This is a genomic window from Limisalsivibrio acetivorans (genome assembly GCF_000421105.1).
GTDB classification, from domain to species: Bacteria; Chrysiogenota; Deferribacteres; order Deferribacterales; family Geovibrionaceae; genus Limisalsivibrio; species Limisalsivibrio acetivorans.
Genome location: NZ_ATWF01000002.1, coordinates 38927 through 58594, shown reverse-complemented (window position 1 = coordinate 58594; position 19668 = coordinate 38927). Strand labels below are relative to the sequence as shown.

Sequence of the window (19668 nt, the reverse complement as noted above, 5' to 3'; positions counted from 1 at the left end):
AAATAATACCTGACAGGTATTATTACTCATATGCAGTAATATTTTAGATTACATTAAATCATGGATATATTCAACTGCACATATACACAGGGGCTAGTTTTTCTCTGCTATTATGTAAGATATTTAAAGAGCTTGACATTTAAAGGGTTTTAGGTGGATATCTATATCTTTCTTCCAGTTTGTTTGAGGTGCAATTATGCTTTACTGGGCTCCGATGATGATGGCCGTTTTCTCGAATGTTTTATACCATGTGTTCCAGAAGTCGATACCTGTGAACGTTAACCCCGTTTTTTCCCTTGTGATGACATATCTCACAGCCGCCGCAACATCACTTCTTCTTATCCCCTTCTTCCCTGCGGCGGAAGGATTCACAGAAACGTTCCGCCGGCTGAACCTTGCCAGCATAGGCCTTGGCATGTCCATTGTTGGCCTTGAGCTGGGCTTTCTTCTTGCCTACAGAGCCGGTTGGAACATCAACATCGGCGGAGTTGTATGCAGTGTTCTTGTGGGGCTTTTTCTGATACCGGTGGGGTATGCCTTCTTTAAGGAGACCATAAGCATGACCACGGGGCTCGGCATCATACTCTGCATTATCGGGCTTATACTTATCAACCGCAGCTAGCCTTTTCCTCAAAGCAGGAGTTGTAGTATTTCATATTGGTCAGATGCTGCATCATCCTGCTTTCGCTGAGTATGCCTCTGCTGAGGAAGTATTCTTCCACATCCGGTTCCATCTGCTTCTGAAGTCGAAGAAGAACATTGAGCCTGAACCTTGTTATCAGCCCGCTGCGCACCATGAGCTCCCCGACCTGCTCGCCGAATCGTTTCTCTGGTAGAACAGCTTCAAGGTCTCTGCGTGTTATCCATCCCCATTTTATAGCTATCTCTCCCAGCCTGCTCCTCCCCGCTCTTATCCATATTTTAGCGGCGATAAAGTCGTGCCAGGTGATTATTCCGGTGTAGTAGAGATACTCCTCAAAGCTCAACTTTCTGGAGGGGATGAAGTCCCGCTTTCTGCGGCTGGTGTGGGCTCTCTGCTGTGAACCGCTGCTGTTTCCGGGGGATGAGTACTGAGGTTTCTCAGTACTTCTCTGCCGAAATACTGAGGACGGTGCTGTGAATGCACCAGATGATTCCAAGTAGCCTAGAAGGTTTTTATAGGCCTCGTTCACGCTGATAAAGGAATCACCGAGCCTGCGTGAGGTTTCCTCGTCCGCCCCTCTGTTCATATCAGGGTGCAGCTTCATCGCCATCCTTCTGAACTGCTTTTTAACAGAATCGCTGTTCAGCAGTTCCGGAGAAGGAGAGCTTACCCTTGTGCCGTAAAGTTTGCTTAAACAGGAAATAAGTTCCGCATTGTTCATCATGCGGATTAATAAGCAAGGAGCGTGCCTGTCAGGAGTCTGCGGGGACGGTGAAAATAAAGACGCTACCATCCCCCGATGGCGGGTCTTCGGTCCATATTTTGCCGCCGTGATAGGATATTATCTCCCTGGATATAGCAAGGCCTAGTCCGGTTCCGCCTGCCCCTGTTTTGGTTTTGGCGCTCTGGATGAACTTATGGAAGATCCTCTCTTTATCCTCATCGGGAACCCCGTGCCCTTCGTCTCTTACTCTAACCTCTGCAAACCCTCTGTGTTTAATCAGTTCTACCTTTATGCTTCTGTTATCCGGTGAGAATTTTATGGCATTCGATAAAACATTGCTGAAGACCTGACCTATGCGTAAACGGTCAATGGAGGCTGTGGCGCCTTCTTTAGGCATCTCAAGAATAATCCCTTTTTCGTTTAGTGATTCCTGAAACTCCGAGGCGATGGACTGCAGAACAGGCAGGATATCCTCTTCCTGTATTCGGTAGTCCATACTCCCTGCCTCCAGCCGGGATAGATCCAGCAGGTCGTTTATGAAGGTCATGAGCCTGTTTGCGCTTTCGTGCACCTGTATGAAGTAGTGCTCGATCTTTTCTTCTGAGGCTGTGCCCAGTTTCTTCAATCCGAAATTGGAGAAGCTCAGGATACCGTGCAGAGGTGTGCGTATCTCGTGGGACATATTTGCCAGAAACTCGGATTTAGCCTTGTTGGCATTCTCCGCATCCTCCTTAGCACGTATAAGCTCTGTGTGAATATCCTTCCTCTTCCGGTTTTCCTCCTGCAGGTGACGGTTTACATCGTCCAGATCTGCGGTTCGTTCCCTTACGGCTTTTTCAAGCTCTTCGCCGGCTTTCCTTAAGGTGTTTTCTGTGAGCTTTCTCTGGCGTATCTCTTCCCAGAGCAGGCGGTTGCTTTCATGGAGCTTATCCTTCTTCTGCTTGTTTTCCCTGCGGTATTTTTCTGCCCCCGATGCTATTCTCCCCGATACTTTGAATGATATGAATACTGCAAGCCCCGCAACGGCGAGAAGGGCGGCGAGGGTGTATATGCTGTCCATTATGACCCTGTTAAGGAGCTCCGCCTTTTTACCGGCTATCTCATCCTTGATATCCTCAAGATAGTAGCCTTTGCCTATCATCCAGTCCCATTCCGGGTACAGGAGGAAATAGACCATACGTACTCTTGGTTCATCCTCTCCGGGGATTCTCACAAGATGCTTTACGAAGGCCTCTCCATTTTCACGAAGATCGTCCATTATATCACGCAGGTATAAGTTTCCTTCCTCATCGGTGTAGTTATCGGAAATGAGCATGTTCTGAAGCTCCTCATTTCCTGTGAATACGAGAACCCTCGCGAAGTCTCTTCCGCCGTGCATGTTGAATATCTCGTTTACGGAAACGAACTCCTTATGGAGTGATAAGTTACTGGTATATTTATAGCTGTTCAGGATATCTTTCTTTACGCTTTTTTCCGCCTCATCGAGATAGTCCCCAGTGCCGATAATCCAGCCGAATGGCTCGAAATTCCTGATATAGCTGTATTTCATGTATAGATTTTCCCTGTCGTAGGGCTTAGTCCAGCGGTACTCTATGTATCCATTTTGGTGGGAGTCCGCCAGGGATTTCATCTGTGTGATGAAGCTTTTTGCAAGCTCCAGAGGGGTATCGTTAACGTTAAGCCCTTCAAGGGGGGTATTGGTGCCATGGAGGACGATATCCAGGTTGCTGTTTATTATAAAATAGTAACCCCTGCCGGAGTTGAACTGGATAGGCTTTATGGTGTCGTAGATCTTCTGTTTTATCTCCCTTTCGCTCAGCTCGTCTTTATAATCGTTATAGATGCTGTTCATTATGTTCCATGCTTCATCGGTTCTTGTTTTGATCTCGATTCGGAGGTTTTCGGAAATAATGTTCCGGTAGAAGCTTATACGCTCGATCTCTTCGGTTACGCTGGTTCTCAGGACATCCTTAAGCGTTCTTTCGTAGTCATCCTGCAGTGCTTCCCGGTCCCTTTTGTAGTCTGTGTAGTAGCCTATGAAGAAAACGGCCGCAACTATAAGGGTGAGGGCGGCTGTGAGGCCGAGGGAGGTATAAAGGGATATCTTTGAAATCTTCTTTTCATTCATTGAGGCTGTCACCTTTAACCTCTTCGGGTGATTTCAATATGAAGCGGATTACAGTCTCTGCGCCCTCTCTAGCGGCAAATACATCGCCGTCGTGGACAAGGATGATCTCGCGGCATATGGAGAGACCGAGCCCGAAGGTGTTTGAGCCGTCCGGCTTGGGCTTGTCTGCATATCCGCTGAAAAGCTCGGAAACCTCTTTATCGGTTAAGATGTTTTCCGTCAGCCTTATCTCTGCGGCGAGGGCCTTAACATCCTCCCCCTTTCTCTGGAGCCTGGAGGGTGCGAAGGCTATGGATATCTCCGAATTATTCTCTGCTACCCTTATGAGTGAGGAAAGGAGGTGGCGGAAAACCTGCAGTATTGCTCCTACATCCGCATAAACCGGCTGTTGAATACCCTCGGGGGTTATGGTCACAACGAGACCTTTCTCGCTAAGGTTAAGCTCAAGCTCTTTAACAGACTGTTCGGCGGCGCTTCTTGCATCGGTAACGTTAATCCGGTACTCCATCTTTCCCGCCTCAAGCTTTGAGAGCTCGAGCAGTGAATTCAGGAACCCAAGCAGCTTTTCTCCACTGTCCTTAATCTGGCTGAAATATCTCTGCACCTTTTCTGGGGGGACCTTGCTGTGCTTGTCTATACCGAAACGGGAGAAGCTTAGTATCTCGTGCATCGGGGAGCGAAGCTCCTGGCTCATGTTTGTGAGGAATTCGCTTTTTGCAAAGTTGGCTGTTTCCGCCTCCTCTTTTGCTTTAATCAGTGCCTTTTCAGCCTGTTTCCTCTCAATATTCTCAGCAATAAGGAACTCGTTTTTCCGCTTAAGCTCCAGAGTTCTGTCCTGCACCTTTCTCTCAAGCTCCGCCCTTGCACGCACGAGCTGCTCCTCCACCTCTTTACGCTCCTTAATCTTTTCATGAAGCCTTTGATTGGCGGCAGCCAGCTTGTCGGTCTGGTTTTTGTTTATCTTGCCATAGCGACGAAAGATACTGCTTATATTACTTGCGATAACAAAAGATATTACAACGCCTATGAGCAAAGCGCTGAGAACTGCCCCTGCGAGTATGTATATGTTTCGTTTCAGCCCCTCCCTTAGAAGATGCTCCTCTCTCATTACCAGATCGCTTATATCACGGGTGGACATGGTTCTTGAAATAATCCAGTTCCAGTCTTCAATAAGACGAAAGCAGGAGAGTGCGGGCACAGCGTAGCCCTCCTGTTCACGGTATAGGCTGTTTGATATGCAGACCTGATTCTCCTCTTTTATCCTTTCCAGTATATTAGCGGTGTAGCCGGGTGTGGGTTTTTCCGTGTAACGATCACCTTTTTCCAGAAGTGTTTCGATGAACCTGTCCCCATCAGCGGTCTCTGTTATTTCATAAATGCTCAGCCGCTCTTCCTTCGGATTCAGTCTGCTAAGTCTCTGCATTTCATTAAGGATTACGTTCTTGGACTCATTTATAATATCTTCCTTGTACAAACCGGTTCCTACAAAGAGATCCAGAGCTTCAACATATTTTATATAGCCTTTTTTCTCATACATCAGTAGATAGTTGTCCGGCTTGTACCAAGACCACTCCAGGAAATCCTCACGACGGTTTTTTGCTATCTCAAGCATCTTTTGGACTATGAAGACTCCGTTGCTGTCCTGCAGTCCTATGATGTTGGTTCCCTCCATTTCCCGGTTTGTGGGGAATAGGTGGGATAAACCCTTCATGTCTATCAAGAAGTAATATCCGTTGCCGTTATTGAAGCGCATCTTATCAAGTAGCGATGCGGCTGTTTCGATAATCTTCGCATCGGGATATTCACCCGCCATGTCTCTGTATGTTCTATAGATTACAGAGTAAGCGTTGTGGACCCTTTCAAGGAGCTCGGATTCGGTTCTGCTCTTCATCTCTTCGGAGGCGTAAGTTATCCTTCTGGTTTCCGAGGCAAGCCTGCCGCTCAATACATCTCGCCGGACATCATAGATTTGGTTTTGCAGCTGTTGGGACTTACGTTTTATCTCACGGATATTTGATGAAATGAATATAAAGCTGATTGTTACTGCGAAGATAGCGACCACAGAGATCAGGCTCAGGAAGCTAAGTGCGGCAATCTTTCTGTCTTCGCCTTCTCTATCCATTCCTTACCCTTGTTGCTCTTTTATTCTAAATTCACAGACAGCTCCACCCGTTTCGGAGTTATAGAGGGATATATCACCGCCGTGGGCTCTGGCCACATAGCGAGCTATGGAGAGACTTATCCCAAGCCCCTTATGGTGGTGCATAATCTCATCTACGTGGAACTCCTCGAAGAGATCACGATAGTTTTCCTCATCTATGCCGGGGCCGTTGTCCGTTACTCTGTATAGAACCATATCTGGCGATTCCTTTTGGATATCGGCCTTAACCTCAGCTCCGTGGGGGGAGTACTTTACGGCGTTGTCCATGATATAAGTTATTGCGTGGGTTATCATCTCCCAGTCTGCCGTTGCGGGCTCGAGTTCGTCGCCGGAGACAGAGAGGCGCACGTTCTTGGTCCTGAACTGCTCGGCAAGTCTTTCCTTAGCCGCAAGAACAACATCGGAGGGTCTCGCTATGTATGTGTTAAGCCGTTGGCCGCCTTTCAGGTTGCAGAGAAGGGTGGTCTTGTTTATGAAATCCACCAGCCTCTCGGAGCTTGATACGATCATTTTGAGCAGATAGCGCTGATCCTCGGTAAGGTTTGTATCCTCAAGCAGGAGTTCAGCTGGGCTTACGATGGAGCTGAGCGGTGTTCTGGTTTCATGGGAGAAGAGGTTCAGGATGTCCATTTTGATCCTGTCCACCTCTTCGGTCCTTTTCAGTCTCAGAAACACGTTTGCCTTGGCCAGAAGCTCGTCATCGCTGAAAGGTTTGGTTACATAGTCATCGGCGCCAGCCTCATAGCCCTCAAGGCGCTCTTCGGTCATCCCCTTGCCCGAAACGAGAATGATCTTAACCAGCCTGTGTTTCACGCTTCTGCGTATCCTTCTGCACGTTTCATACCCTCCTATGCCGGGCATCATAATATCCATAAGGATAAGATCGGGTCGGTATGAATCAAGAAGCTCAAGGGCTTCCTCGCCGGAAGAGGCACTCTTCACACGGTATATATCGGAGAAAATCTCCTCGAGTATGTCTATGTTAAGAGGATCATCATCAACGATTAGGATTTTGTTTTCATTATCCATCAAGGCACCTGATAATTTTTTTACATGTTAACATAAGGGGAAAGTTAAATTAAGGCTAATTGCCTTTTGAAACTAATCATAAATATCATTGTTTAATAATGTGTCAAAAAAATAATTACTCAATATGGAAAAAACATCTTGAGTGTATCTATTGCACACACTATTTTCTTATAATGCAAGAATACGCAGGTTTAATTTATTCACTTGGTGGTAAATAATGAATAATCAGTTAATCTTAGTTGTGGATGATGAAGTAATAAATCTCGATATTATGGAGGAGATGCTCTCGGATCATTACTCCGTAATTACGGCCTCTTCGGGTAGCGAAGCCCTTGAAATGGCTACTGTAAAGCAGCCCGATCTTATCCTTCTTGATGTTATGATGGACGAGCCGGACGGCTACGAAGTGTGCCGCAGGCTCAGAAACGACCCCATACTCAGGGACATCCCGGTTATCTTTATCACAGCACTTTCCAGCGACAGTGATCAGGCCGCAGGTTTTAAAGCGGGTGCGGTGGATTTCATTACCAAACCCCTTAGCGAGACCGTTGTACTTGCCAGAGTCAGAACACATCTGGAGCTCAAGGGGCACCGTGACCGTCTTGAGGATATCGTCCGTGACAGAACAGCCAAGCTTCGTCAAACCCAGCTTAATATCGTTAAATGCCTTGGTCATGCGGCGGAGTTCCGTGATAATGAAACGGGAATGCATATCCACAGGATGAGCTATTTCTGCGAGCTTATGGCGAAGGAGCTCGGTATGGATGACAATCAGGCGGAACTGCTCGCAACGGCCAGCACTATGCACGATGTGGGTAAGATCGGTATTCCGGACAAGATCCTTCTGAAGCCGGGGAAGCTCACCTTCGAAGAGTTTGAGATTATGAAACAGCACACTGTGATAGGGCATAACCTGCTCCCCGATGATGATTCTGAGTTGCTTAAGTTGGCAAGAAAGGTTGCTCTGCTCCACCATGAAAAATGGGAGGGGGGCGGCTACCCCCAGGGGCTTAAGGGGGAAGAGATCCCCTTGGAGTGTAGAATAGTTGCCATATGCGATGTTTACGATGCACTCACCTCCGAGCGCCCCTACAAAAGGGCATGGAGCCCGGAAGAGGCTCTGGCGCAGATCCTTAAGGGGAGGGGAACCCATTTTGAGCCAGAGATAACAGACAAATTTGAGAAAAACTTCGACAGGATCGTACAGCTCGGTTCAGAATACTCGGATTAAAACAGGCTACACTGTTTTATCATTCTTGAAGTTATTCTGTCTTCTGTGTAATATGCTCGAAAATAACTATATAAAGCGGTATAAATGTCACTATTCAAAAAGAAGAGCAGGATCCTTGTAACCTGCCCTAAAGCAATGCCCGATTTCCTTGCAGAGGAGATGGAGGCTCTCGGATTCGAAATAACCAAGAAAAGTATAGCCAGCGTGGAGACCGAAGGAACCATGCGGGACTGCATGCGCCTTAACCTCCATTTGCGCATAGGTCACAGGGTGCTGTATCTCCTTAAAACCTTTAGAGCGGCTGGGCCCGATGAGCTGTATAAGGAGGTCTCAAAGGTCGGCTGGGAGGATATCATCGACAGCCGTGGCTATGTGAGTATAACCTCCTCGGTGCTTAACGATAATATCCGGGACACCCGGTTTGCAAACCTGAGGCTCAAGGACGCCGTTGTGGACAGGATCTCCTCTAAAAGAGGGAGAAGACCCGATTCAGGGCCCATTCTCAATAAAACGGTCATCTTCCTTCACTGGCGCAACGGTGGCTGTGCACTCTATATAGACAGCTCCGGAGAGGCTCTTTCCAAAAGGGGCTACAGGCTTAATCCTATGAAAGCGCCGATGCAGGAAACCCTTGCGGCAGCCTGTGTTGAGGTTTCCGGGTGGGACGGTACTAAAAACTTTGTAAACCCCATGTGCGGCAGTGGAACCCTTGCCATAGAGGCGGCGATGCGTGGTCTTAATATGGCACCGGGGCTGATCAGGCGGAACTTCGGTTTTATGCATATTCTCGATTATGACGAACGGGAGTGGAAGCGGATGCGTGGTGATGCACTCTCCGCTGTACGCAAAGGTTTTGACGGCAGGATAATAGCCACAGACATCAACAGCGAAGCCGTTGAAGCGGCGAAAAGCAATGCCGCCGAAGCGGGTGTTGAGAGGTTTATAGAGTTCGGCAAGGTCCCCTTTGAAGAGACAGAGATCCCCGGGGGTGAAACCGTTGTTATGCTCAACCCTGAATACGGAATGCGGATGGGGGAAGTATCAAAACTTGAAAAGGTATACGGCGAAATAGGCGATTTCTTCAAGCAGAGCTGTACCGGGTGCAGTGCGTATATATTCACGGGCAATATGGATCTTGCCAAGAAGGTCGGTCTTAAAACATCATCAAAAACCGTCTTCTGGAACTCCAAAATAGAGTGCCGTCTGCTTGGATATGAGATATACTCAGGTAGCAAGAAAAACAAGGACTAGCTGTGTTTTGTACTGACCGTGCTCGTTTTATGTTTATTTGTTTAATTACGAGCTTATGCTAAAATCTCTTAGGGATGGCAAGCAGCCGTTAAGGAGATACGGATAGTTTTATGGCGAAGAAGATAGTCGGGATAGGTTCATCCGCTGGAGGTCTGGAGGCACTTAAGCTCCTTATTCCAAAGCTTCCGGTGGATATGGATATAGCTTACATTATTGCACAGCACCTCTCACCCAAGCATCACAGTATGCTTTCATCACTCCTCAAAAACAGTACTGTAATGGATGTTAAGAATGCTGAGGACGGAATAGATCCTAGCCCCAATACCATATACGTAACACCCCCTAACAGAGATGTTTTCATAAAAGACGGCCGTATTATGCTCCGTGAGCCCGGGCATGCTATAGGCCCGAAGCCTTCTGTGGACAATCTTTTTGTTTCCATGGCAGAGGACGACCTCGATAAGCCCATCGGTATTATCCTCTCCGGTACCGGTTCGGACGGATCCCACGGTGTCCGGGCTATTAAGGCTGCTGAAGGGTTTGTCCTGTGCCAGGGGAAGGAATCCGCAAAATACAACGGAATGCCCACCGCAGCCATAGCCACCGGGTGCGTGGATCACATAATGGAGCCGGAGGATATGGGGCAGGAGATAGCCCAGCTTCTGAGGGCAGCTCCCCCCATAAAGCAGGATGAGGTGAGCTCCACAGAACAGGATTACATCGGTGAAATACTGAGATCTGTTAAGAAACGCACAGGCTATAGCTTCTTCGAGTATAAACCGAATACCATCCTCCGCCGTATGTCCCAGCGCATGAGCGCCATAAAGGTCTCGACTGTACAGGATTACTCCGACTATATAAAAAGAAATCCCAACGAGGCGGATGCCCTTTGTAAAAACATCCTTATATCAGTGACATCATTTTTCCGTGATATCGATGTGTTCAAGAACCTTTCCGAGGTTGTAAAGAGCTTTATCAAGTGTGAGAAAGGGGCCAGGAGCCCGAGGATCTGGATTCCGGCGTGTTCCACAGGCGAGGAGGTATACTCCATCGCCATAACTCTATCCGAGGCTCTGGGCAGGGATCTCCACAGCTGCAACATCAAGATATTCGGCACAGACATAGATATGGAGGCCCTTGAGGTTGCCAGAAAGGGGCTCTATACCGATGCTGCAGTTTCCGGCCTTGATAAGAGGATCCTCAACAGGTATTTCTCCATGGAGGATTCTCGCTGGCGTGTGTCCAAGTCACTGAGAGAGCTTATTATCTTCGCCAAGCAGGATGTTACTGCGGATCCACCCTTCTCCAATATGGATATCATAAGCTGCCGCAATCTTTTGATATACTTTAAACCCGAACTGCAGAAGAAGGTTCTCCAGCTTTTTCACTACTCCCTTAATAACGGTGGTTTCCTTGTACTCGGCAGGAGTGAATCACCCTGGAACGAGAGCGACCTTTTCGAAACTGTGGACGACAGAAACAGGATATACCGCAAGAAGCGCCATTGGCACACCAGTTCCGCCGAAAGCTCCGGTAAGATGCCCCCTATGCCCAGCCAGACAAGCGATAAGAGGAGTCGAGAAAAGAAGAGCGGAAAGACTTTATTGAGTCCTGGTGTCGCCATGAGCCAAACGCTTGCAGAGCAGTACGCCCCTCCTTCGGTTCTTGTGGATGTTAACCATAACGTTATTCAGGTTAGCGGAAAGGTGGATCGTTTCCTTAAGTTAGCCCACGGTGAGGCGAGCCTGTCCGTAACTAAGATGATTGATGATCGTCTTGCCCTGGAGCTTAAGGGTTTGCTCCTTAAGTGTGCCAAGGATGGGGATAACTGTAAGGGCAACGCTGTGGTTGTAGAAGATAAACATAATAATAAAACCAGCATACGCCTTTGTGTCTCCCCTGTTCATCTATCTTCCAGCGATGATGACGACCCCTACTATCTTATATCCTTCGAGGAGACTAGTATCGGGTCAAAGCAGAGTGATTCTATCCCTACGAACAGGGAGAGTGATGATAAAATCAGTGAGCTAGAACAGGATCTTATCGCAACCAGAGAGCATCTGCAGACTGTTATCGAGGAATACGAAACTACGAACGAAGAACTTCAGGCTCTCAACGAGGAACTGCACTCCTCCAATGAAGAACTGCAGTCCACCAATGAAGAGCTCGAGACATCCAACGAGGAGCTCCAGTCCACAAACGAAGAGATGATTACGGTGAATGAAGAGCTCCAGGTGAAGACCATCGAGCTTGCAAGAAGCCGGGAAATATATATCAACATTGCAAAGAATTACCTCAATGGCGCGATTATGCTTTACGACACAGACCTTCGTTTCAGCATAGCAGAAGGTAAAGGGCTAGAAGGCTACGGAATCGAGAAAAGCGCCCTTGAGGGGAAGAAGGTTTGGGATTCTATGGGTGAACACTTCTGTGCCGAAGTGGTTCCCCATATGAATGAGGCGCTTGAAGGTAAGGTCTCCCGCTTTGAGCACCGCCTTGGAGAGGAATGGTTGCAGATCATCACCCTCCCGATAAAGGGCTACAAGGGGGAGATAGAGCAGGGGATGATAATCTGCAATGTTATTACAGATATTAAGAAAACTCAGAACAACCTCGAGGAGAACAGAAACCTTCTGCAGGCAGTTTTCGACAGGAGCGTAAGCGGTATCGTGCTTTCGGATCTCGAAGGGCGGGTGCTCATGGCAAACCCCGCATTTTGCAATATGGTAGGGGTTACCGAAGAGAGCATTTTAGGCAACAGAGTATCTGAGTTGAGTGTTGACGAGGATCATGATAAGGGAACTGAATATAACAGACAGCTCCTGAATGGAGAGATAGAGAGCTACAGTACAGAGAAGCGTTTCCGCAGACCGGATGGGAATGAGGTTTGGACGTCAATAGGTGTAAGCCTCATCAAGGGTACGGATAATGAGCCCGTAAACCGCCTTGCAATCGTCAAAGATATATCCTCCATCGTAGAGCAGAGGGAGGAGATCGAGAGGCGCAGAGATTACCTGCAGAATATCCTCGATTCCCAGTCCAGCATGATAGCAACCACCAACGGGTACATACTGAAAAGCTGCAATAAAAACCTCCTTGAGTTCTCAGGGTATTCAAGCCTTGAGGACTTCAAAAGGGATCATCAGTGTGTCTGCGACCTCTTTCTGGATGAAGATGGCTACATCTCAGGTCATGACAGCGGCGAATGGCTTCGTCAGCTGATTATAAATACCGCCGAGGAGAAGGATTCCAAGGTTCTCATGAAGGATGTCCGCACAGACGAGATCCGCACCTTCCTCGTGGACTACCGAGTATCACCGCTTAAGCTGGACGAGCAGAATCAGGATGAGTATATAGTATCCTTCACGGATATTACCGAGGTTATTAAATACCAGACCCTCTTGCAGGATATGAATCAGAACCTTGAGAAGCGTGTTTCCGAGAGGACGGTAGAACTGGAGGATGCAAAACGCCGCATTGAGGAGAGCAACAGGATCCTCGCCGATGCCCAGCAGATAGCCCACTACGGCAGTTTCGAATGGGATATACCAAATAACAGGGTTATATGGTCCGAAGAGGCCTACCGCATGATGGGGCTTGAGCCCCAGAGCAGTGAACTTACCTTCGACAGCTTTAAAAGCTTTGTCCACACGGATGACATCGACTTTATAGATGAGGTTATCGAGAAACAGCTGGTTTCAGGCGGAACAATGGAGTTTCAGTATCGAATTATAAGAGTCGATGGAGAAACGAGGAGTATTGATGCCATAAGCCGTGTGGAGATGGACAGGGATGATATCCCTGTAAGGATGTACGGCGTTTTCCACGACATAACCGACCGTATAACCGCCGAGCAGGAGATTAAGAAGAACGAGAACCTTCTGCAGTCCCTCTTCGATGTTTCCAAAGTTGGGATATGCCTCACCGATGAGAATGGGAATTTTATCCGGGTAAACAATGCATATTGCGAGATAAACGGATACGAAGCTGGTGAGCTTCTCGGAAATCATTTCACTATGATGGTTCCTGAGGAACATAAGGGTTATATGCTTGATCTTTACACATCATTCCTTGAGGGGAAGCATGTTGAACTCCCCTATGAGTGGCAGAACAGGCGAAAGGACGGCAGTCTTGTTCCCCTTATCGTCAGCGCTGGAAGGATAGAACAGCCCGATGGAAGCGCTTATAAGGTTACGACCATTTCCGATATCTCCCAGCTGAAATCCCTTGAAAAGGAGAAGGAACAACAGCAGCAGATGCTTATACAGCAGTCTAAGATGGCGGCCATGGGTGAGATGATAGGTGTTATTGCTCATCAATGGAAGCAGCCCCTTAATGCCGTGGGGCTTCTGAGCCAGATGATAGAGACAGAGTTCACCGAGGGGAGCCTTACAACTGAGGATCTGAAGGACTCCATGGAGAACATCCAGAACCAGGTGGATTTCATGTCCCAGACAGTGGACAACTTCCGTGAGTTCTTCAAGCCCTCTGTACAGACAGTTCCCTTCTGCCTTTATAAGAGTGTGCAGGATGTTCTGGGTCTTATTGAGCCTCAGCTGACCAAGTTCAACGTAAAGCATTCTGTGGAGCTTGAGGATCAAACGCTCATGGAAAGGATGGTTTGCGGGCTCCCCAATGAGTTCAAGCAGGTTGTGCTCAATCTTATCGTCAATGCAAAGGATGCCGTCCAGGAGAAGTGGAAGCGTGAGGGCAGAAAGGCGGGTGAGATGGGTATTGTCCGTATACTGTTTTCCGACAGGGATGGACGTATCTCCGTACGCATAGAGGATGACGGCGGCGGCATACCGGACGAAGTCCTGGGTAACCTTTTCGAGGCGTACTTCACCACCAAGGGTGAGGAAGGAACCGGCATCGGGCTTTACATGGCGAAGATGATCGTCGAGGGTAAGATGAACGGAGAGCTTAACGCCTTCAACATAGAAGGGGGAGCTTGCTTTGAGATCATACTGGACCCCTGCCGGAACTGCTGATAATACTGAACATTTATATAATAAACCTGTCTATTTAAGCAGGGTAAGTTGATTTATCCCGCTGTTTATGCCATATAAGCAGATCAATTTCACAGGAGCGTACTATAATGGCACTTAGGCTTGCTTTAATCGGGGCAGTGATGATGATCGCCGCCGCCTGTACCACCCCCAAAGAATGCAGGATAGCGAAGAATGTTCTGGTTATGCCACCGGACTACAGCGTTGAGGCGGGGGGAGTTGAGGAGTTCGGCAGCGACCTCCACGAAACCTTCAGAACAAAGCTGGAGAACCAGTTCGGCGAGTATGATTTCAGCTTCGGTTATGAGAGTGAGGATGCAGACCTTATTATCCGCAGTGTTATTGTGAGCTACGCAGGTCCCAAGAGTGATGGCGCAGAGCAGAAGCTTGGTCTTTCCGGTACGGGTAATATCGAGTACAGTATCCGTGTTTTCTCCGGTGACGGAAAATTTCTTAGGGAAACCTATATCATGAAGGATATGAAATCCGGTTCCAGGGACTTTGTTATCGACAGCCTAACCGACGACGCACTAACCTTCGTGCGCAAAAAATGCTTTTAATATAATAGATATTTAATACATAAAGCCCCCTCAAAACGAGGGGGCTTTTTTATTGAACTGTTTCTTATAAACTTCCAGAATGCTTTCTGGCTGTTTGTTGCAGGGGGGAATTGAGCCCTAGAACCCTGCTGATATGGTAACGATGTGGCGCTCGTCCTCCTGCTGTCCTGCGTAGGCTCCCATCTCCTCCTGATAGAAGGAGTAGTCTATGCCTATGTATTTCAGATCCGCTCCTATACCGAAGCTGGCATATCCCTGATGGAGGCCCGCCCTTGCGCTGAGCATCTTCCACTGTGCCCTTGCGCCGAGGTTAAGCCTTTTGGCGTAATCATCATCCTCATCGTATGACTTGCTTATATCACGCAGATCCGCAACGAAATCTGTTTTGAGTTCGCCGAAGGAGGGTGATACGGCGAAGGATACGGTGGCTGTGGTGTCCACATCCTCAGCATCGCCCATATCAGTGGTGCCGATATTGTTCACAGCGGCGCCGACACGCATATCGCTCTTATCCTTGGGGGTTATGTTGAAGATAACGCCGGCGTTTGCGAGGATCCCCGTACCGCTCTTTATGTCATCCTCGATAATCTCATCGAAATCGGCACGTGCTATGTCTGCTGCCGTGTAGGTCTTGTTTATACTCTTTCGGTTAAGGAGCATAACGCTGAGACCCGCATCGAGCCTGTCCTTCATAAACGAGCGTGATACACCGGCTGTTACACCCATATCCACAACTGCGTCCAGATCCGTTGCGGGATAAACACGGTTGCTGGCAAGTGTTGTGGCCTGAACACCTGCAAAGACGCCCACTGAGAAGTTCTTCTTATAGTAGGCGGGGAATATGGAGGCTCCCACGTGCTGATAGTCGCCAATTATATCACGCAGGAAGTCGGCAACCTCATCCTCGTTGTTGAAGTCCGTATCCTCGATATCGCTGTAGGTATCCTCGGAGTTATTGTTCCACTCAAGCTGAAGGCTGAGCAGGCTCCACCGCTTATTCTCTATCCTGGCGAGACCTGCGGGGTTGTAGAATAGGGTATACTGATCCTCACCCATGGTATAATACGCATCTCCCATACCCAGAGCCTTCCCGGAGCGCATGATGGAGGGGTACTCAAGGGATGAGGCGAAGGCGGGGAGGCAGAAACAGAGCGCCGCAAGGGCTGTTATTAGCTTTTTCATCGAATCCCCCCTTAGTAAACTTCGTTGTTTATATAGTGGGCGATGTCATCAGCGTCATAAACATCGTCCCCGTCGTAATCGAGTTCGTCCATGAAATCCTCGAACTTCTCCTGAAGGTCGCTGGCGCCCTGAACATCGTTGTTCAGATCGAGGAAGACCTCGATGGTTCCGGCAACGGCCTTCATATCCCTGTCTATGCGGACATCGGCATTCTCTACGCTGTCGATTATCTGCTGGGCGCTCACATCCTCAACACCGGCGTTATCGAGTGCATTTTCCACACCTTCCGCTGTCAGGGGGAGTACGTTTACCCCTGTGATATCGATGGCCGCTTCTGCCACTATCATGATTAGATCCATGGCACCGGCTATGCCGCGCAAGGTTTTAACATCCGCATCCTCATTAGCCTCTTCAAGGGCTGTGAGTGATTTTGTGAGGGCGTCGTAATACTGCTCTACGGTCTTTTCTCCCACACGGTTCACGCCCGCTGTCACGTTGTCGTAGCCGAACATGGATGCCATAACGTTGAAGGTGTTTATGTTGTCGCTGTCCACAACATCGAGGATGTTGATGAAGTCGATGCCCACCTGGCCGAGGTAGGCGGAGGCAAGATAGATCTGCTCCTGGTCGCTGAGGTCGGTCTCATCCTCCAGCATATCGATTACCTTGTCGTAATCGCCGTCATCAAGGGCCTGTTGGATCTCGTAGTCCCTCGCTTCGCCGGAATCATCATCCGCAAAGCTCTCAAAGGAGTTGGCCCCCCCACACGCCCAGATAAAGAGCGAGAGGAGCATCAGGACAGAAATAGTGATTCTTTTCATGGTTTCCCCCTGTTTAAAAAGGTGTTATATCTGATTTTAGCACCGGGGGAGGGGGTAGCAAAGGTAATATGAACCTTAGTCCACCATCTTCATCTTATAATTGGATATTTTTATTTCCAGATCGTTTTTATCGGCACCCGCTGTGAAGCCTATGCGTATGTTCTGCATGTTCTCCCACATCGGGAAGCAGTCATACATTGTCGGCTCCTCGATGCCCGCCTCCTGCGCCTTCTCCGCTGTCATGTTGTCGAAGCCGTCAAATACGCTGTCCATCGCCTTGTCTATCCAGACGAAAACCTCAGTGCAGACCGGCTCTTCGTATACATCATCATTCGGGTTTTCCGGAGGACCCATCGGGTAGTCGATATTCGGGCTCAGGCATTTTGTGCAGGCTAGCCCGGGCTGAATATCCGGATATACCTCCACACGCACCCTGAAGGGGGAGTTGTCCACCAGCCAGCTGTCCTCCCCATCTTCGTAGAAGCAGGCGTCCGGTTCTACGTTTACTAGGGAGCAGTCATCATTGGGTATATAGCTCAGAAACGTTCCGCCAAGGGGTTCTCTGAGAAAGGTGTGCAGGTTTGTCCAATAGTAGTCGATGTTTCGTATGTAGTTTTGGGAGGGGTGCATCTTCAGCCTTCTTTCGGAGTGCACAACGGCTGCGTGGTTCTCCGCATTGAGGGGATCGTTGTTGGAGGATTCCGATTCAAGATCAAACTCTATGGCGAAGCTCTCCGGACCGTCATGGTTGTTGTCATAGCCGAGATCTCCCCCCTGTTTGTTACCACAGGGTGTTGTTTCGGGGTAGTCCCCCGCAATGACAGCATAGGTGAAGCCACCTCCTAAATCAGGGTCATCGGTAAAGGCCGCCTCAAAGTAGGAGATCATGGTGTTGTTTATGCTTCCGTCCAGTGAATAGAGCTGGAAGCTGTCAGGATACCATGTGCAGGAGAAGGCGTTATTATTGCCGTCGGACAGTATCCTGAGCGTGTTTTCCTCCGGTGAGGCTCCTTCTTCTTTATGAACATCAAGTCTTGTGTATCCCGGTTCTTCGAATCGGCTTAGCTGGTTGAAGTCGGTGAAGGCGATATCCGAATCCCCGCCGCCGTCACCCCCTTCGTCCTCTTCTTGCTGGGGGCTTGATACAGAGGCTATGTACTCCGGATTTATAACGAGCGGAAAGAGCGCATCGGTGTTGTCAGTACCGTTATCCTGAACGTAGACCCTTATGGAGTATGAGCCGGGCTTAGAGAGGTTCAATGTACCGGAGACAGTATAGTTCCTCGTTTTTGTGAAATCGCTGTTGTCTGTGCAGTCATTCAGCCCCAGATCCCCTTTCACCAGAGGGTTGTTTACAATGGCGCACCAGTTGTATTCCCCGTTTGAGTATGGTCTTCCTCCGGCGGCCTTGAATGTGGCTGAGTATGCCTTATCCACAGCACCTTTAGGGATGCTGTCTGTGACAATCCTCAGCCTTTCTGCGGAACATCCCGCCCTTTTGCGCAGTTCGGGGAGGGTTGCCCAGCGGACGTTATCGTCGTAGGTCTCTGCACTGTCCACATCCGCCGGGTAGTCGTCAACGCTGACGCTCATATGGTTGTATACCGTTATGGGGGATATTGTTCCCGTCTGGATGTTTCTGTTCTCTCCGCCGCTGATGAGGAGATAGGCAACGTTGTTCACCGTTCTGCCACCGCTTATGATGTTCAGTCCAGTACTGTGTATATTACAGACAGATTCGCTGCCAGCGATGGCTGGAGCGGGTATATAGAGGATATCCCTGCCGAACTTATCCGTTTCTGCAACCGTGGAGGGGAGCTCCCTGTCCATGATGCTCTCCTCCATGATGCCGTAGAAGATGCGGTCAATCTCCTGTTCATTTTCAAGGGATTTCGTTCCCCGCTGGAGTGAGCTTAGGGAGTATATGCCAAGTGATATGACCACGCCTATGATTATAAGAACCACTGCCATCTCAACGATGGTGAATCCCCGTCTACTGCTCATATCCCACCGTGAATATCTGTTTATTAAAGCTTGTGCCGTCATGGGTTATAAAGACCGTGAAGTCGTTGTTGTCGCTGGTGTAGTCCGTATTATCCGTAACATAGGTTACGGAAACCTCCACATAGTCCGATTCGTACCAGTTTGTCCCGTAGGAGTAATCATTTATGCAGTTGACAGATTCGTTCATGATATTGCCGTCATCCTCTATGAAGGAGGGGTTCAGCCCGCTCGCATCCTCCACGCACCATTCGATGTAGTTCGCCCCTTTGGCGTAGATCCTTGCGCTGTAGTCCTTTTCCGGTTCGGGGAAGGGGAGGATGGTGTTCATGAAGGTGAGCCCGGAGCTTCCGTCGCATTCCGTTCTCCCCTGAATCTCGGCGAGGGTTTTGTATATGATAATATCGTCGAACTCCTCCACACGGTTGATTGTGGTGTCGTTGTCCACATCGATGCGTGAGTAGGTGTCTATCCCGTGGTCAACTCCGTTAACACCGCCGATCTGTTTATTCTTGTTGTAGCCTCTGGAGCCAATGATGAAAAGGATGTCATCCGTTTCGCTCCTGATGTCGGTACAGGGGGCATCCCCGCATTTGCGTAAGGTTAGGGAGGTATTATTCGTGGTGCAAACATCCTCTTTGGTGGTGATATTCTGATCGTAAATGTAGTAAGCCTCCGTTCCGTAGGGGTCTGTCTGTCCCCCTGTTATCTCCGTACGGAACTCGGTTCCGTCGGGGAGGCGTCCGTTTGCGGCATAGAATGCAGAAACCCTGTCTCCGGCTGTGCTCAGGAACCTTCTGATATCCTTGGCCTTTTCCACACGGTTCAGATTTGCATAGTATCCTATCCCCACCGTTGCGGCGGCGGCGATGAAGGTGAAGAACAGAAAGAAGTATATGGAGAGGAAGCCTCTGCGGTCGTTTATCAT

The 19668-nt window shown here is 48.9% G+C and carries 13 protein-coding genes; 5 read left to right on the top strand and 8 right to left on the bottom strand.

Features of this window, described 5'->3' with window-relative positions; translation table 11 throughout:
- The first annotated feature begins 196 nt into the window (after positions 1 to 196).
- Entirely contained in the window at positions 197 to 622 is a 426-nt protein-coding gene (locus K300_RS0111495; protein ID WP_022851821.1) for an EamA family transporter, read from the top strand.
- Here K300_RS0111495 and K300_RS0111490 read toward each other — a convergent pair.
- From K300_RS0111490 to K300_RS0111475, 4 genes are read right to left on the bottom strand one after another with little or no spacing between them, the layout of a single operon-like run.
- Positions 609 to 1367, bottom strand: a complete 759-nt coding sequence (locus tag K300_RS0111490) for a J domain-containing protein (protein ID WP_022851820.1) — start codon at positions 1365 to 1367, stop codon at positions 609 to 611. The two genes, K300_RS0111495 and K300_RS0111490, sit on opposite strands and share 14 nt — an antisense overlap.
- A 28-nt stretch (positions 1368 to 1395) precedes the next feature.
- The gene (locus K300_RS16320; RefSeq protein WP_022851819.1) at positions 1396 to 3495 is read right to left on the bottom strand and encodes a cache domain-containing protein; all 2100 of its coding nucleotides are present in this window, start codon (positions 3493 to 3495) and stop codon (positions 1396 to 1398) included.
- Positions 3488 to 5617, bottom strand: a complete 2130-nt coding sequence (locus tag K300_RS0111480; protein ID WP_022851818.1) for a cache domain-containing protein — start codon at positions 5615 to 5617, stop codon at positions 3488 to 3490. Before K300_RS0111480 ends, K300_RS16320 begins: the two co-directional genes overlap by 8 nt.
- A 3-nt stretch (positions 5618 to 5620) precedes the next feature.
- Complete coding sequence (locus K300_RS0111475; RefSeq protein WP_022851817.1) at positions 5621 to 6685, bottom strand: hybrid sensor histidine kinase/response regulator; 1065 nt, start codon at positions 6683 to 6685, stop codon at positions 5621 to 5623.
- 217 nt (positions 6686 to 6902) lie between these two features.
- Between K300_RS0111475 and K300_RS0111470 the strand changes: the two genes are divergently transcribed.
- The 4 genes from K300_RS0111470 (at position 6903) to K300_RS0111455 (ending at position 14736) form a co-directional block, all read left to right on the top strand.
- Positions 6903 to 7916, top strand: coding sequence for an HD domain-containing phosphohydrolase (locus K300_RS0111470; RefSeq protein WP_022851816.1), 1014 nt, complete (start codon positions 6903 to 6905; stop codon positions 7914 to 7916).
- Positions 7917 to 8000: 84 nt separating this feature from the next.
- Entirely contained in the window at positions 8001 to 9167 is a 1167-nt protein-coding gene (locus tag K300_RS0111465) for a THUMP domain-containing class I SAM-dependent RNA methyltransferase (protein ID WP_022851815.1), read from the top strand.
- Between the two features lie 110 nt (positions 9168 to 9277).
- On the top strand, positions 9278 to 14158 hold the full coding sequence (locus K300_RS15475) for a PAS domain S-box protein (protein WP_022851814.1): 4881 nt from the start codon (positions 9278 to 9280) through the stop codon (positions 14156 to 14158).
- A gap of 107 nt (positions 14159 to 14265) precedes the next feature.
- Positions 14266 to 14736 (top strand): hypothetical protein, encoded by a 471-nt coding sequence (locus tag K300_RS0111455; RefSeq protein WP_022851813.1) that lies wholly within the window; start codon positions 14266 to 14268, stop codon positions 14734 to 14736.
- 117 nt (positions 14737 to 14853) lie between these two features.
- Here K300_RS0111455 and K300_RS0111450 read toward each other — a convergent pair whose 3' ends face one another.
- The 4 genes from K300_RS0111450 to K300_RS0111435 form a co-directional block, all read right to left on the bottom strand.
- On the bottom strand, positions 14854 to 15918 hold the full coding sequence (locus K300_RS0111450; protein ID WP_022851812.1) for a PorV/PorQ family protein: 1065 nt from the start codon (positions 15916 to 15918) through the stop codon (positions 14854 to 14856).
- An 11-nt stretch (positions 15919 to 15929) separates the two neighbouring features.
- Complete coding sequence (locus K300_RS0111445; RefSeq protein ID WP_022851811.1) at positions 15930 to 16739, bottom strand: outer membrane protein assembly factor BamD; 810 nt, start codon at positions 16737 to 16739, stop codon at positions 15930 to 15932.
- Positions 16740 to 16814: 75 nt separating this feature from the next.
- Entirely contained in the window at positions 16815 to 18743 is a 1929-nt protein-coding gene (locus tag K300_RS0111440; protein ID WP_022851810.1) for a prepilin-type N-terminal cleavage/methylation domain-containing protein, read from the bottom strand.
- A complete protein-coding gene (locus K300_RS0111435) occupies positions 18733 to 19668 on the bottom strand; it encodes a hypothetical protein (RefSeq protein ID WP_022851809.1) in 936 nt (311 codons plus the stop codon). The genes K300_RS0111440 and K300_RS0111435 overlap by 11 nt, the downstream gene beginning before the upstream one ends.

What these genes read in the sequence shown, in the direction of transcription:
- K300_RS0111495 (WP_022851821.1), top strand. Translation starts at nt 197, where the DNA reads ATGCTTTACTGGGCTCCGATGATGATGGCCGTTTTCTCGAATGTTTTA.
- K300_RS0111490 (WP_022851820.1), bottom strand. Translation starts at nt 1,367, where the DNA reads ATGATGAACAATGCGGAACTTATTTCCTGTTTAAGCAAACTTTACGGC.
- K300_RS16320 (WP_022851819.1), bottom strand. Translation starts at nt 3,495, where the DNA reads ATGAATGAAAAGAAGATTTCAAAGATATCCCTTTATACCTCCCTCGGC.
- K300_RS0111480 (WP_022851818.1), bottom strand. Translation starts at nt 5,617, where the DNA reads ATGGATAGAGAAGGCGAAGACAGAAAGATTGCCGCACTTAGCTTCCTG.
- K300_RS0111475 (WP_022851817.1), bottom strand. Translation starts at nt 6,685, where the DNA reads ATGGATAATGAAAACAAAATCCTAATCGTTGATGATGATCCTCTTAAC.
- K300_RS0111470 (WP_022851816.1), top strand. Translation starts at nt 6,903, where the DNA reads ATGAATAATCAGTTAATCTTAGTTGTGGATGATGAAGTAATAAATCTC.
- K300_RS0111465 (WP_022851815.1), top strand. Translation starts at nt 8,001, where the DNA reads ATGTCACTATTCAAAAAGAAGAGCAGGATCCTTGTAACCTGCCCTAAA.
- K300_RS15475 (WP_022851814.1), top strand. Translation starts at nt 9,278, where the DNA reads ATGGCGAAGAAGATAGTCGGGATAGGTTCATCCGCTGGAGGTCTGGAG.
- K300_RS0111455 (WP_022851813.1), top strand. Translation starts at nt 14,266, where the DNA reads ATGGCACTTAGGCTTGCTTTAATCGGGGCAGTGATGATGATCGCCGCC.
- K300_RS0111450 (WP_022851812.1), bottom strand. Translation starts at nt 15,918, where the DNA reads ATGAAAAAGCTAATAACAGCCCTTGCGGCGCTCTGTTTCTGCCTCCCC.
- K300_RS0111445 (WP_022851811.1), bottom strand. Translation starts at nt 16,739, where the DNA reads ATGAAAAGAATCACTATTTCTGTCCTGATGCTCCTCTCGCTCTTTATC.
- K300_RS0111440 (WP_022851810.1), bottom strand. Translation starts at nt 18,743, where the DNA reads ATGAGCAGTAGACGGGGATTCACCATCGTTGAGATGGCAGTGGTTCTT.
- K300_RS0111435 (WP_022851809.1), bottom strand. Translation starts at nt 19,668, where the DNA reads ATGATAAACGACCGCAGAGGCTTCCTCTCCATATACTTCTTTCTGTTC.